Below are 13,946 nucleotides of genomic sequence, written 5' to 3'. Positions count from 1 at the left end.
TTCATTTCCCCAGCGACAGCACGGCAGCGACCGCACCGCCTATGTGGAAGCGCTTTCGGGATCGTGAGTTTTTCGCGATGTCGACGGCCGCGGTCAGTCCTTTCGCAAAGCGATCGACATCCCAATGCGCGATGATGCGCCGGCTGGCTTCCCCCATTTCATTTCGCCGCGTCGATGTCGCGATACCGCCCATCATCCCTGCAAGCTCGTCGACGTTCTTCGGATCAAAGACGAAGCCGTTGACACCGGTTTTCACGAGATCGCGATGGCAGCCCGCGCCTTTCGAGACCAGGACCGGAAGGCCCGCGGCCATGGCCTCATTGACGACGAGCCCCCATTCATCAACGACGCTCGGCAGGATAAAAGCGCCAGCGGAGGCATATAGCTCGGGCAGATCCGCATAGGATCGATGACCCGGGATATGGACGTTCGATGCGACTGAAAACTCCGACGCGCGGCGAGCGACGGCGTCGCGTAATGCGCCATCTCCCGCGATGACGAGATCCCATGCGTCACGCGTATGCTCGCGGCGATATTGCGCAAATGCTTCGACGAGGAATTGTAAATTCTTCTTGGCAACAAATCGTGTGCAGCAGAAAAAGTAGGGTTGCGGAGGGAGATCATTATTTGGCGCGGAGCTCGCGGCGTGCGTTGAAAAATGCCGATTGTCAACGACATCATAACCCATCACGATTCTCTCGGCGGGAAATCCCAGCGATGTCAGATATTCCGCGTGCGGTTTGCCGGCGACGAGCGCCGACTGATAGAGCGCGACGAGCTGTCGTTTCAACGACTCGCGGCCGGCATGCCCGCAGATGCTTCCAGCGTGCGTATCACTCATCAGAACGGGGGGTATTCCCAGTCTGTTGCAGCTCCGCAATGCTGCCAAAGCGAACGGTTCCGAATATCCGGGAATTGCCACCGCATCGTGTGAAAATCCGGCGAGCTTGGCGACAAGCTCATTCGCAGACAGCGCGATGACGCCGGCTTCCCGCTTCTTCTCGCTTTCCTCCCAGCCATAATCGGCATCAACAGGAGACCATTCGACGGCGAGGACCGCATGGTCTTTCCGCAGCGCCTTCAGACGCGCGAGGTGATACGGGCCATAGCTCCGAAACAGCAGCGCTATTCGCAATGCCGCGCTCGGCCGGGTTGCATCAGCGAATGCGCGTACCAAGTCTGGTTCGGAACGTGTACGTCGTTTCTTCGACGCGCCAGAAGCCGCAAGGCGACAATCGCGGGTATGCCGAAGAGGAGAGATCTGAACATCCACGCTTCGATCGTTTGCGTCAGGATGTATATCGAGAGTGCGGCAAACATCGCGTAGGCGGGCTGCAAGCGTGGATCGCTGAGGCTCCGGCGCCAAAGCCTGCCGTAGAGCATACCCAAAGCGAACGCTGCGAGAGGCGCGAACATTCCGAATTCCATCCAGAAATCGCCGACTATTCCTGGCGCAGCGCCGATGGCCACTTTCCAGCCGGTGACGATCGCAATTCTATCGACGGGAATGCCGGCCTCCTGGGTCAGGTCGATATCGAGTCCGAGCATTGCGAGGACATCGGCATATTTCGTTGGCCAAATGGCCGACGGGACAACACGCGCCGTCATGTGGGCAAAGATCCGCAATCCGTAGAACGGCTCTCCTACCTCATTCACATACCGGACGATGGCAGACGAGAGGAGATATTCATTGCCAGACCAATTCTCGAGCATACGAGATACGGGACTATCGAGCGCCTGCACCGATCCCAAATAGATCGCGCCGCGATTGGCGACGAGCCATAGCAGCAGCATTCCGAGCAGGAGAGCCGCGGCGGACGCAAGCCAGAAAGGTATGCGCGGGCGAAAGGTGAGAATATAGCTCGCAGCCAATCCGGTGATCGCAAGAAAAGTCGGCCCTCGCCTCGCTCCCAGAAAGCCTTGCACGAGCAGCGGAACCAGAAAGATGAAGACTAGTAGCCAGTGTTGAAGGTGCATTCCGCCCTTACGGCGCGATAGTATGAGGAGCGGCGCTGCGACGAACCCGAACTGCGCTGCCTCGCGAACGTAGCCGCTGTCGTCCCATCCGCCGCCGTAGGCGCGCCCATAGGCAGCATCGAACCCGCCGACATTCACGATGCCAACGATCCAAGAGACCGATCCTAATATTCCGAACAGAACTGCGACGGCGAAAATGGCTTTGGCATCATGCTCGATGATGGTGCCCGGCGCACTGGCGACCTTGCGAGTTCCCCACCATATGCCGCAGATCAACGCGATGCACATGACGCCGGCAATGAATTGAAAGCCAGCCAGCTGATCCCAGTAGCCGGCACGCGACACGAATTCAAACTCGTCGGTCGCAAGGCCGTAGAGTGGAAATGCCACGTAGAGGAACATCAGCTGAGGAACGCAGTAGATGGTCGGATGAAACACATCGTGCCATCGCGTCCAGTCGCGAAATATCGCGAACGCGCCGAACGCCGCCAGCAGACCTATTAGCGTGTAATACACGGACTTAGCTAAGAACTCGCATGAGCGAGTTGTTTGGGGGTATTACGCGCAGGTTAGTTGCCTTCCTGAATTCTGGAGAGCGCACTAACGAGTCTGTCTCCATACTGATCCAATGTGAAAGACGCTGCCCTTTCCCTGGCATTTCGCGACATCGTCTCGCGAAGGTTTCTGTCCGTCACGATGCGCTCGATGGCGTCGGCTACGGCAGTCGCCGATCGTATCGGCACGATTATTCCGTCGATGCCGTCGCGGACGACGGAGCCGCAGTTCGGCGTGGTAATTACTGGAACGCCACTCGCCATCGCTTCGAGATGGACCAGCGCAGAGCCTTCGCACAACGTCGGCAGCACAAATACATCAGCCGCGAGAAATTCAGAGCGGATTTCGGATCTCGGCACTTGCCCGATATAGCTCGGACCATGGAAGAGTGGATCGTCCAGGACGTGGCGATGAACCGGTCCGACAACGCGCACGTTACAGCCCATTCTTCTTTGGGCGAGAAGGCGGGACGCCTCCGCGAGGTAGTGATTGCCTTTGAGCAGAGAGACGTTGCCGACGAACAGTGCGCGGCCCTGCACAGGCTCTGGTCTGCTTTGGAGCCAACAGCCATCGATGCCATAGGGAACGACTTTGACGCGCGAAGCGTCAGCACCCAAGGCAATCACGGCGTTCTTCACGAATTCAGACGGAGCGATGATCAAGTCCGCAATCTCGTATTTCATGCGGTCGCGTTCCCGGCCCGCGTTTACGCGTTCGATCGAACGTTCGCCGAGACGGTGCCCCGGGAATCTCTCATGTTCCTCATCCAGCCAGAGGCCGATATCCGGCGAGAGCATCGCTTCGTGCACGATTTTGCAGCCGCGCGCTTTCGCCTCCCTGCAGGTCTCAATGTCTTCATTGACCAGTACGGTGTAGATCGCGTTGGCACCGCCGAAATGCTCGCTGCGCGCTGCGGCGAGCAATGACGTCGCGCTTCCCGCTCCCTTCATTCTGAAGATCTTTGCAGCTTTCTCGCGCATGACGGCGGTACGCACCTCTCGCACTTTTGCGCGAGGAATTTCCGCCGGAAGCTTTCTCCCAAGCATGCGACGGACCGGCGCCGGCTGAAGCGCGCGCGGCAACAGATGTTCGAGATGACGCAATGAACCCGTGTTGCCGCAGAAGTCCGTGTACAGGCGCTCGAGCATTCCCGCCCGCTGCAGGACCGCTGGCAGCGCGTAGTGCAACCGCGCACCGGGTTGCAGCACCGCAAAGCGCAATGGCACGCTATCAGGCATAGGATTTCATCCTCTCGTAGGCGTACTGGTCTGAGCCGGACCAGATCGCCTGCAATTTTCTCACGGTGATTTCCCACGAGAACTCGGTACTTCTCGCCGCAACGGACTGGCGGAGCGCCCAGTATCGATCGGGGTTCAAAACGTAGTATTCGATCGCTTTGGCGATATCTTCCGGCTGTGCCGAAGGCTCGAAAAGATGTCCGCATCCTTCCAGCATCGTGTCGGCAATGCCACCGATGTTTCGCGCGAGGACTGGAACGCCCAACCGCAGGCTCTCTCTATTGGAGAGGCCAAAGGCTTCGGCATTTGAGAACAGACACATGAAGTGACACGAACGGATGAAGCGCAAGAACTTCGGCATGTCATGGCGCTTGTCGATGAAGCCCACCGCTTTCATCAGATGGTGACGAGGTCCCACAGCGGGGTCGAACCCAGCGGCCGCGATTTCAACCGGCACGCGGCGCGCATGCAGCACGTCGGCGATTTGAAGTAGGAAATGAAGATTTTTTCTTCGCAAGTCCTTACCTATGAATCCCAATCTCATCATGACGAGCGGTCCGCCTTGCTTTGCGCCGAATGCAGGTCCTTGGTCCGGAGGCAAGTTTGCTCCTGGCGGCACGATGTGAACCTTGCGTCCCGATATTCCGTAGCGTTCGACAACGGAGCGCGCTGCCCAGCGGCTCATGCACACGATGCGCTCGGCCGCTTCGTATTGATTGCGCTCTCTCGCGATAGCGTCGGCGGCCATTGCCTTGCCGACACCGCCACGTCCCGCCAAGCCGTAGTCGCTGAAGTTCTGCGCCAGCGTCGCGTCGATATAGTAGCTCGTTCGCCGGAAGCCGCTTCCTAGCGAGGGAAAAAGCGGAAAATGACTGAGGACCTCAGTTTCTGCATCAATCGGCCCGACCTGCGCCATCAGGCGGCGCAGAAATGGTTGGCTATATTGAAAACCGCCCATTTCCAGCCGCTTCATTGTCCTGGCGGCATTCCAAGCCAGCCGATGATAGCGCAGGACTTTTGTATCGAGGCGCCACCCCTCATCGAGGAAGCCGGCGCTCTTTCCTGCCTTCAAGAGAAAGTATGGGGTGTTGCTCCACGTATCGATCGACGTCGCGTCGCCGAGACAGGTCAGGATGCGCATTGATGAACCGGCGAACTGAAGGGCTCAGCATCCTGAAAGAGCAGCGCTTCCCATCGCGCGGCACATTTTTCGATGCTGTATTCACGTTGAACGCGACAGGCCGCCGCTGCGCATATATTTGCGCGCAGCTCTTGGTTCTGCAGAAGCTCGACGAGCGCTTCTGCGAGTTTCGTCGCGTCGCCCGGAGGCACGATGATTCCAGACTCTCCATTTCCCAGCACCTCGCGGCATGCAGGCACGTCCGACGCCACGACGGCGACGCCGGCGGCCACTGCCTCGATGAGGGCGATGCCGAAGCCTTCAGCGTTTGTCGTGCTAAAAGCGTAGACGTCCATTTGGCCCAGCAATTCCGGGACATCTCGGCGATTTCCGAGAAACTTCACCTGCTCCGCGATGCCCAAGCTCCAGGCCTGATTTTTGAGCGCGGCGTGTAGAACGCCTTCGCCGACGATCCAGAGTTCGCAGTTCGGGACTTGCAGGTGCACCAGGCTCAACGCTTGCAAAAGCGTGTCATGGTCCTTGATCGCATCCAAACGCGCGACCATTCCGATCACGGACGGCCGCTTTGCTTTCGTCTCTCGCGACCTTGCCGCTCTGGCAGAGAGGGAAGCAATGTCTATGCCGTTCGGAATTGCTCTGGAATGCTTCGGCATGCCAACACCGAGTTTCCGAAGCTCTCCGTCCACCGCCGTTGAGCAGGACGCTATTGGACAGCGAAGCAGTTTTGATCCCAATGTGATGGCTGCCCATCGGCGCCGGTCTGGCATTTCCAGCGGTGGCGGATTTCCCGCCTTCACTGCGATTGCTTTAATTCCGGCACTTCTCGCGGCCGATGCCGCGATTAGATGGGGCATGCCGAAGATGTGAATGATCAGCGCGTCTGGCGCATTTTTCTTCAAGATACGTCGCAGCCATCGCCACATAGCGAGATTGCCTTGAGGCTCTTTGGGGCCGATGGTCAGCACGCAATTTGCGAGCGCGTTGAATTCCAGCTCCAACATGCGCGTATCGGGTTTCATCGCGACGATATGCTGATGAAACCGCGATTGCCAATGCTCGGCCAAGCGCAAGCACGTCATCTCTGTTCCACCGGCCCCAAGTCCGTGGACGATATGCGTGAGACGAGGTCGAGAGGTCACGCTATGGGCCGGGCCGAATGCGCCAATTGAGCGAGGGATGAAAGCCCCAGAAGGTTGCTGTACTCGCGGGCCATGGCTTCGCCGGAGTATTCTCGCAGGGCTTTTGCTCGTGCGCGGCTCGCCCGCACGCTTGCCGCTTGCGGATCGGCGCGTACCAAATCGATTGCATCGGCGAGCGCAATCGGATCAGCGGGCGGCACCAGCATTCCGAGCGTGCCGCCGCTCAAGACTTCCCGGCACGCTCCGACATCACTCGCTACGATCGGCACACGCGCGATCATCGCCTCCACAAGTGCGAGGCCGAAGCCTTCATCCGGCGTCGTCGAGAATGCGAATAGATCCAGTCCGGCGATGATCACCGGCACGTCGCGGCGCATACCGAGCAGGCTCACCGTGCCGGAGAGGCCTTCGGCAACGATCATTTGCTCGAGCATTCCGCGTCGGCTGCCGTCGCCAACGATTTCGACGTGGATGTTGCGGCCTCTTTCTTTCAGCACTTTGGCTGCTCGGATCAATGTCGCCTGATCCTTATGCTTCTCCAGCCGCGCGACCATGCCTATCGTGAAAGGTTTGTCGCGGCTTGCTGGGCTTTGCCTCGCGGGCACTGCAAAATCTTCGGCGGGTATGCCGTTGTAAACGACCGCCGTTTCCCGTTCGCAAATGCTGAAATGCTTCATAGTCCCTTCTTGCACGTAACGACTGCAGCAGACGAGGCGATCCGTGAACGGACGGCCGAGTTGAACCAATAGCCGGAACTTTGCGAACGCAGATCCGCGGCTGGCATCCGGATAGTTGCCGACGTGCGCGACGACATGGCGGACACCGCCCAATCGGGCACCGAGCGCGATGAATGCATGCCAACCGAAGGGCATCGATAGCAGTCCGGTCGCGCGATACTTGCGGGCCGCCGCAAAGACGCGCGCGGTGAGAACGAAATATCGCGCCAAGCCTTTTTTGGGGATGTCGAGCGTCAGGCGGTCGACGGCGAGTGCATCAAAATCGGGGGCCAGGTCAGTCGGCGTCGCATGAAGGATCACAAGGACCGGCCGTATTCCCAACGCCAGCCAATGCCGGCATAAGACGAGCGCCATTCGCGGCGTTCCCTCCGCCGCGAGAGACGACACCACGATGAGCACGCATCGGCTCTCGCGCATCTTCCTGCGGTCGTCACTCCCGGCGGCATTGCTACCGCACGCCGGGTGGCGCCCAGCGGGTTCGATATGTTGACTTCCAGTGATGCTTTCGGACTATCATTCCAGGCTGAGGATCGCAATGACTCTGAAGCAACAGCTGCGCTTTTTATGGAGAACGCGACGTCTACGGTATTTTACTTGTCGTCTCTCAGGATCCGGAGACGCGCGAACGCAATGGAGCCGGTGACCAAAGTTTCGGACGCCGACAGGGCATCGAGAATGAGCCGGATGATCTCTGCTCTGCAGCTCGCGGGAATTTCAAAGCTCAGCGAGAAGTCAGTCCAATCGGAAGATCCTTCGAGGAAGACCTTGCTCTCGCCGAGCGCTCGGGACGGCTGTTGCAAACAGGCGATCTGCCATTTGACTCCGCGCAGCCCCTTCAGGCTTCCCTTCGAAATTCCATCAAGCCGATATCGTCCCGGCGCCAGCACCAGGACTTGCGAAACCGGGCGGAAGTCGACGCGTCCGCCTGCGAATTCAATCGACAGCGCGTTCATATCTTCCTGCGCAGCGATGATTTCGATCAGCGCGCCATGACTTCTCTCGATCGTCCAGTCGAATGGAAATCCCGAAGACCGAATCCGAAACCCGCCGTTGAAGAGAAGCCCCGCGTCGTCGAGTTGCTCCGGCGGGAGAAGTTCAAGCCAAGAAAAGTACGCCCGCTCGTAATTCTTTGTGTTGATCAGATATCTGAGATACGTGCCGATTTCATTGGGTGCTGGCGGATGGTCTGAGTGTACCAATCCCAGGAGCAATTTTAACGGCGCATCAGCGCTATTCGTCTTGCCGTTGAGCTCGCGAAAAAATTTCACCCGCCATGGCGGGCCCTTCGAGAGCGTGACGAGCAAGCGCTCCGCTCCGGCTGGCGTCGCGGCGATTTGCGCGAGTGCGGGCGTCACTCCGGAAATCAGATCCGGCCGAATGCGAAGCAACGCATTTGCACGATCGACCGCGCCTTCAATATCGTTCGCAGAGAGACTGTATCGTAACAGCCAATAGAGTGCCGCCGGCCTTCGCAGTGATCTTGCGGCTGCGGCCCGCATGTATTTGTTTGCCGAATTCGTGTCACCCCCGGCTGCCGAGAGCATGCCAAGAAGCTCAAACGCCTGAGCATTGAGCGGCTCGACGTATAGCGCACGAAAAATGCGCTGTCTGACCTCCTCGCTCGCTCGCAGGTCTGGATTGAAACTTCCGCCCTCGGCGTTGGCAATGCTTGCAAGCCAATTGCTCGCACGTTCGAGTTCTGCGCCTGCGTCAGTTGCACGGATCGAGAGTGCCAATTCTGGATCGGTGCGCTCGAGACAAGCGACGAACGTGCGAGAAAATACGAGCGCGCTGAGGACGAGGGCCAACGCGGTCAGCAGAGCTGTAAGGGAGTGCCGCGCCAGATTTGAATGCGCCGCTTCAGATTTTCTCGCGTTCTCAGCGCCCGGGCTCACAGTGGCCTGACCCGCCTTCGAAGCCGGCGCGCGAGACGGCTGCGAAGTGCGCGCGCCTCACCTTGACGATCGGCCGCCGATCGCCTCCTCGCGATCGCTGGCGCGCGATAGCCGCCGTTCGCGGGTTTACGCAGTGACTCGTGCGCGCCGTTTTGCGGTACGCCATCCAGGCGCTTCGCCGCCTTCACTTCATTCCATGCGACGAGAACGCGTTGCGCCAAACGCTCCTTGTGTGGATCCCTGCTCAAATCGGGATGAAGCCATTTGAGCAGATATGCCATGTGCCGCCGGAGTTCAGAGACGGTCGCCGTCGCGTCGAGACCAAGCACGCGGTAGGCGTCCGAATTCGACGAAAGCAGAACCTGCTCGATGAAGAAGATGGCAGCGTCACGGTGAGCGGATGGGCCGCGCAGGTTCAGTTTCTCGGCTTCGCATTCGGCGTCCGATTCCGCCGCCGCGAGGCGAAGGAGCAAGAGCACGCCGGGCGGTAATGGCGCCAATCTCATCAGGCGAACTTGCGAGGGTATACGGAGAAGATCGAGCGCAGCCTTCAATGCGTGGTTCTGATTTCTGGTCATGACGGACCGAGGATTGTCCGCGGCATTCTGCGGCCGCTCGTCACCGATTGGCCGTAAGAAAAAGCGTCGGCACCATAACCGTAGCCATACCCATAACCGTAACCCGCGGCTTTCGCGTCCAACTTGGTAATCACGCCGCCGATCAGCGGACCTTTCGATATTTCGAGGCGCCTCAGGGCGCTGCGAACTGCACCTCCTCTCGCCAGTCCGCTACCCATCACGAAAATCGTCGCCTCCGCGGCATTCGACAGCAGCAGCGCATCCGCCAAGCCGAGCACGGGCGGGCCGTCGATGATGACGAGATCAAATATTTCGAGGCTTCCCGAGAGTAGGGACATGAGATGCGGGCTGCCGAGAAGATCAGCCGCGTTCGGTGGCAGAGGGCCGGACGAGAGGAAGGCCAAGTTGGGGTTCGCGGTCTTCTGGATTGCATCTGCCGGCGTTGCTGCGCCGGCGAGACACGAACTCAAGCCGACCGAATTATCCGCTTCCAGATATTTATGCAGCGATGGGTTCCGCATATCGGCGTCGACGAGAAGGACCTTCAGGCCTAGCCGCGCGAAGTGCTGGGTAATCGCGATCGAGCTGATCGATTTCCCTTCTTGCGCCCCGGCGCTCGTCACGAACAGCGTTTTCGGCATGCCGCGCGCCGTAGAGAATTGGAGCGACGTGCAAAGAGACCGATAGGCCTCTGCGAGTGGAGACCTGACATCGAGAAGCGCATCCGTCACGCCAGCGGAAGAATCCACGAGAGGAATGACCCCGAGCGTCGCGAGCCCGGCGACACGCTCGGCCTCCTCGACGGAATCGATGACATCGTCGAAATTCTCGATGACGTAGGCGGCCACGATGCTCGCGCCGAAGCCCAAAAACAGAGCGAGCATCATGGATTTCAAAAGCAGTGGAGACGACGGCGAACCCGGCAGGCTTGCGGCGTCAACGACGAACACGTTGTTGCTGCCAACACCGGCGGCGACATCGACTTCCTTATATCTCTGCAGAAGACCGTTGTAGAGTTCCCTATTGGTATCAACCTCCCGCTTCAGGATGTTGTACTGGATCGATCGCTTCTGAAAATCGAGAACGCCAGTGCGCAGCATCGCGACCCGCGCCGAGATCTCGTTTTCCTGGCTGAGCGACGACTCGTAAGCATTTTTCAGCGAGGTGCGGATCGTTCTGACCTCTGCCGCGAGTTGCCGGTCCACTTCCGCTATCTTGTTCTTGATTTGAACCATGGCCGGATAGCTCGGCTTGAATGTCTGCAGCTTCTCCTGATACTCGGTCACGAGTTCGTTGCGTTTGGCCCTTAGGCCGTCGATCGCGTTGCTTGTAAGAAATTGCGGAAAGTTTAGCGCGTCGGATTTCTCAACCTGCCGCCAAAGCTGCTCGTTCTTTATCCGCTCGCGTGCAATATTGCCGAGCGCTGCATTGGAGTTCGCAAGATCCGTTTCGATGATCGACGATTTTTCGCCAACAGAGACGATCTGTTCCTTCTCGGCAAAGGCGAGCATCGTCTTCTCGGATTGCTCAAGGCGCAATTTCAGCTGCTTGATCTGATCTTCGAGAAAAGCCTTTGCGTAGGCGTTCGCCTCGAAACGCTTATCGAGATTGGAGGCGATAAAAGCGTTCGCGTATGCGGCCGCAATTTTCTGACTGCGCGCCGGGTTTGGGTCGGAATAATAGATGTCGACCAGACGTGACCCCGGTATCGGGCGCACCGAAATGTTCTGCTGCACGATGGAGGCCGCACCCGAGACGCGGTCTTTCTCGTTTGGTGGCGTTGCGGATTTGGCCGGCCGCAGCAAGCCCTTGATCGTCGCCAGAAGCGAGAAGGAACTTGGACGGAAAAATTCTTGATCCTCCGTTAGCCGCGCCAACTGGGTTACCCGTTCGGCGAGACTTCGGCTGAGCAGGAGCTCGTATTGAGTTCGTAAGAATTCGGCATCCGCTCCCTCGACAGGCGTGACGTTGCCGCCTTCAACGATCTTTGCGACGTTGCGATCAATTTGAAGCCGAATCTTCGAGGTGTAGAGCGGCGTCATCATCAGTGTTCGCACCGTGCCCAAGGAAAATACGGCGACGGTAACAGCGAAGATCAAGCCTTTGCGCTTCTTCAAGAGCCGCAGCGCGGCCCGCACCTTGGCGGCAAAGCCGGCGCCTTTCGGCAGCGCCTGGTCGAGCCCGCGGCCTCCGTACGCCTCATAAGGATCATTCGGTTCGAGCGCCCGGATGTCCGCATAGGTTAGTGGCGTTCTGTTCGCGTCCATGGAAGAAGTCATGAAGCCGTCATCTGGGGAAATTGAAGAAAGCTGCGAAGGCGCCGTCTACAAGAACGGAACAAAGAAGTTCGTGACCGGAAGCACCTTCAGCACCGCCTGGAAGGATTCCTTCATCGCGGAGTTGCTGACCACGACCACATCCCCTTCGACGATCGGCGGGTCTTTGGCTTTTCCCGATCGAATATCTCCAACATCGAATTTCGCAGCGGATCTCTCGCCGTTCACGTTGCGGAATATGGCGACGGAGGAGTCTGCGGTGTCGGTGAAGCCATCGGCGGTCGCGATGATTTGCAGCAACGTCGCCGGTCCGCGCAGCGGATATACACCCGGCTTTTTCACCGAGCCGTCAACGGTTACGCGCTGGCTGTTGTATTCCTTGATGTAGACATTCACCTGAGGTGATTGGAGGTAGTCGCGGCCGAGTCGCGCCGTGAGATCGCGCTCGACGTCTCGCGGTGTCTTGCCCATGGCTTGAACTTCGCCTGCGAGCGGCAGATTGATGGTGCCGTTCGCGGCGACCTGAACGGTCTTGGAAAGCTCGGGAACTTGAAAGACGGAAACTTCGACGACGTCCATGGGCCCGATTTTATACCCGGCGTTGGCTGGGTTCGTCGTGGATATCAGCGCTGCAGCTTCGCGGGCCTCCGTTTCGCCAAGCGTAATTCCGTGCGCAGGCGGCGCCGTTGGCGCGCCCGGCTTATCGATCGATGAAGACGGGCCGGTGAGATGCGAGCCTTCGCTGAGCGAAGCTCCACATCCGCCGACGAACAGGGCGAGCAAAAGGCAGGGAACCGCTGCTCGGGGAACCGCCCCCTTCCACTCCTGCACGGCGGCGACACGATCAGGCGCTTTTGGGTACAGCATTTGATTTTTGTGCCAACGACAACGGGAGGTTTAAGGGTGAGGCGTTTGTGAGAATGCCGCGCGGTCGCGCGAGTACGAGGTTATTCGCTTCAAGTTCTCCGACCCGCAATGCCGCGGCGTACCGCCCATTCTGCAAGTCAGGCACCCGGCGCACCGTGTCGTGCGCATCGGTCGCGATGAGGTGAACGAGACCTTCGTCGAGCAGACGCTCAGCCCAATATTTTGCGGACCGGCCGAACCTGCCCAGCAACGAACCGGACGTGATCTGGAGCCAAACGCCAGTGAGAGCGAGGCGCTGGATCAATACGAAATGCGGTTCGATCCAGGCAAGACGCTCCGGATGCGAGAGGATCGGAACGTAGCCGGCGACGATCAGCTCGAAGAAAAATTTCTTGAGAGGCTCCGGGCGCACGTGCATCGGCAGCTCGACCAATACGTAACGGCTATCGGCGAGTGTCAGAATTTCGCCGGTCCTCAGCTTCCCGACGAAGTCCGGCGAGATATGAGCGTCAGACCCACCGAACAGCCGCAAGTTCAATCCGGATCGCACGAGCGCCGATTGCAATCTCTCTGTCGCCGCCCGAATCTGCGGTCCGGTATTGTGATAGAGGCCAGGAAGAATATGCGGCGTGCAAACGATCGCCTCTACTCCGTCAGCGATCAGCGCGGCCGCCATTTCCAGCGACGTCTCGATGGTAGGCGCACCATCATCGATGCCCGGAAGAATGTGGCAGTGGACATCGATCAAAGGCGCCCCCAATCCCCGATTGCCGATATGGTCCCTATGTAGTAGTTATTAAGCTATCTGCATTTTTCAATCGAGAGTCAAGCTGACTCGGCAGACCCCCACATAACCTGTGTCAAACCTACCTCAATCGGGCCTGCGGAGGTGCTTTCGCGCGATCGGCGCTTCCCAAACTTGCCGGCGCAATATAGTTCTATCGTGTCATATCTGGCAAAGAGGTTCATCGATGCGATCGCGCATGATCCTGACTATGGTTTGGCTTCTAACGGGCATTTCGCTGGCGGAAGCCGCGAACGTGACTGTGATCAAAGGAGAGGCTTTCGTCAGCCGCGGCGAGGGCTACGAGACGCTCAAGGGATCCACCAATCTGGGCGCCGGAGATAGGATCGTTCCGAAGTCCGAAAGCTCTGTGAAGGTAACGTTTGCCAATGGCTGCGCCGTTTTTCTTGGGGCGGGCATGGTCTTCAGCATACCTCAAAATCCCCCTTGCGGCGGTCCTGTCGCCGAAGGCGGAATCCTACAAGAAGCGGACCCAACACTCGTTCAAGAGTGGTCCGCAGCGACGCAGACGACGGCCTTCAACGCGGCGCAGCCGAGTCTCCTTCCCTATCTTCTCGGTGCGGTGGCGATCGGCGGCATCTCTGCTGCAGCTGTCGGACTGAGCGACGGGGGCGGCGGCGGAAGTCCGACAAGTCCGTGACTCCACATTGGACAACGTTTCAATACGTTCCCTGCGGGCCCGGCACAGCGCACAGCCACCAAACCGTTTCTTTCGGCGCCAGCGGTGGCGGACGTTTT

Annotated in this window: 12 protein-coding genes; 1 reads left to right on the top strand and 11 read right to left on the bottom strand. The window is 58.9% G+C overall.

Annotated elements, in window-relative coordinates:
- Window position 1 precedes the first annotated feature (1 nt).
- The 11 genes from AB4Z24_RS18575 to AB4Z24_RS18525 all read right to left on the bottom strand — a co-directional run bounded on the left by AB4Z24_RS18575 (window position 2) and on the right by AB4Z24_RS18525 (window position 13,151).
- On the bottom strand, window positions 2-1,135 hold the full coding sequence (locus AB4Z24_RS18575; protein ID WP_441710538.1) for a glycosyltransferase family 4 protein: 1,134 nt from the start codon (window positions 1,133-1,135) through the stop codon (window positions 2-4).
- On the bottom strand, window positions 1,126-2,493 hold the full coding sequence (locus AB4Z24_RS18570; RefSeq protein ID WP_441710537.1) for an oligosaccharide repeat unit polymerase: 1,368 nt from the start codon (window positions 2,491-2,493) through the stop codon (window positions 1,126-1,128). The genes AB4Z24_RS18575 and AB4Z24_RS18570 overlap by 10 nt, the downstream gene beginning before the upstream one ends.
- Before the next feature lie 53 nt (window positions 2,494-2,546).
- On the bottom strand, window positions 2,547-3,770 hold the full coding sequence (locus tag AB4Z24_RS18565; protein WP_441710536.1) for a glycosyltransferase family 4 protein: 1,224 nt from the start codon (window positions 3,768-3,770) through the stop codon (window positions 2,547-2,549).
- Window positions 3,763-4,911, bottom strand: coding sequence for a glycosyltransferase family 4 protein (locus AB4Z24_RS18560; protein ID WP_441710535.1), 1,149 nt, complete (start codon window positions 4,909-4,911; stop codon window positions 3,763-3,765). Before AB4Z24_RS18560 ends, AB4Z24_RS18565 begins: the two co-directional genes overlap by 8 nt.
- Window positions 4,899-5,990, bottom strand: coding sequence for a GT4 family glycosyltransferase PelF (gene pelF, locus AB4Z24_RS18555; RefSeq protein ID WP_441710534.1), 1,092 nt, complete (start codon window positions 5,988-5,990; stop codon window positions 4,899-4,901). The genes AB4Z24_RS18560 and pelF overlap by 13 nt, the downstream gene beginning before the upstream one ends.
- A 56-nt stretch (window positions 5,991-6,046) precedes the next feature.
- Window positions 6,047-7,141, bottom strand: a complete 1,095-nt coding sequence (locus tag AB4Z24_RS18550; protein WP_441710533.1) for a glycosyltransferase — start codon at window positions 7,139-7,141, stop codon at window positions 6,047-6,049.
- Window positions 7,142-7,377: 236 nt separating this feature from the next.
- Complete coding sequence (locus AB4Z24_RS18545) at window positions 7,378-8,682, bottom strand: hypothetical protein (protein ID WP_441710532.1); 1,305 nt, start codon at window positions 8,680-8,682, stop codon at window positions 7,378-7,380.
- Entirely contained in the window at window positions 8,679-9,260 is a 582-nt protein-coding gene (locus AB4Z24_RS18540) for a J domain-containing protein (RefSeq protein WP_441710531.1), read from the bottom strand. Before AB4Z24_RS18540 ends, AB4Z24_RS18545 begins: the two co-directional genes overlap by 4 nt.
- Entirely contained in the window at window positions 9,257-11,539 is a 2,283-nt protein-coding gene (locus tag AB4Z24_RS18535) for a GumC family protein (protein WP_441710530.1), read from the bottom strand. Before AB4Z24_RS18535 ends, AB4Z24_RS18540 begins: the two co-directional genes overlap by 4 nt.
- Before the next feature lie 45 nt (window positions 11,540-11,584).
- Window positions 11,585-12,403 (bottom strand): polysaccharide biosynthesis/export family protein, encoded by an 819-nt coding sequence (locus tag AB4Z24_RS18530; protein WP_441710529.1) that lies wholly within the window; start codon window positions 12,401-12,403, stop codon window positions 11,585-11,587.
- Window positions 12,381-13,151, bottom strand: a complete 771-nt coding sequence (locus AB4Z24_RS18525; protein ID WP_441710528.1) for a tyrosine-protein phosphatase — start codon at window positions 13,149-13,151, stop codon at window positions 12,381-12,383. Before AB4Z24_RS18525 ends, AB4Z24_RS18530 begins: the two co-directional genes overlap by 23 nt.
- 223 nt (window positions 13,152-13,374) lie before the next feature.
- Here AB4Z24_RS18525 and AB4Z24_RS18520 point away from each other — a divergent pair, with 223 nt between their 5' ends.
- A complete protein-coding gene (locus tag AB4Z24_RS18520; RefSeq protein ID WP_441710527.1) occupies window positions 13,375-13,848 on the top strand; it encodes a hypothetical protein in 474 nt (157 codons plus the stop codon).
- Window positions 13,849-13,946 lie beyond the last annotated feature (98 nt).

Source organism: Hyphomicrobium sp. 2TAF46, from assembly GCF_052114865.1.
In the GTDB taxonomy this organism is placed as follows: Bacteria; Pseudomonadota; Alphaproteobacteria; order Rhizobiales; family Hyphomicrobiaceae; genus Hyphomicrobium_B.
Note: the sequence above shows the minus strand (reverse complement) of the source record. Positions and strands in the feature narration are given on the sequence as shown.

Coding starts and splice junctions, on each gene's coding strand:
- AB4Z24_RS18535 (WP_441710530.1), bottom strand. CDS start 11,539: ATGACTTCTTCCATGGACGCGAACAGAACGCCACTAACCTATGCGGAC.
- AB4Z24_RS18520 (WP_441710527.1), top strand. CDS start 13,375: ATGCGATCGCGCATGATCCTGACTATGGTTTGGCTTCTAACGGGCATT.
- AB4Z24_RS18540 (WP_441710531.1), bottom strand. CDS start 9,260: ATGACCAGAAATCAGAACCACGCATTGAAGGCTGCGCTCGATCTTCTC.
- AB4Z24_RS18530 (WP_441710529.1), bottom strand. CDS start 12,403: ATGCTGTACCCAAAAGCGCCTGATCGTGTCGCCGCCGTGCAGGAGTGG.
- AB4Z24_RS18550 (WP_441710533.1), bottom strand. CDS start 7,141: ATGGCGCTCGTCTTATGCCGGCATTGGCTGGCGTTGGGAATACGGCCG.
- AB4Z24_RS18560 (WP_441710535.1), bottom strand. CDS start 4,911: ATGCGCATCCTGACCTGTCTCGGCGACGCGACGTCGATCGATACGTGG.
- pelF (WP_441710534.1), bottom strand. CDS start 5,990: ATGACGTGCTTGCGCTTGGCCGAGCATTGGCAATCGCGGTTTCATCAG.
- AB4Z24_RS18565 (WP_441710536.1), bottom strand. CDS start 3,770: ATGCCTGATAGCGTGCCATTGCGCTTTGCGGTGCTGCAACCCGGTGCG.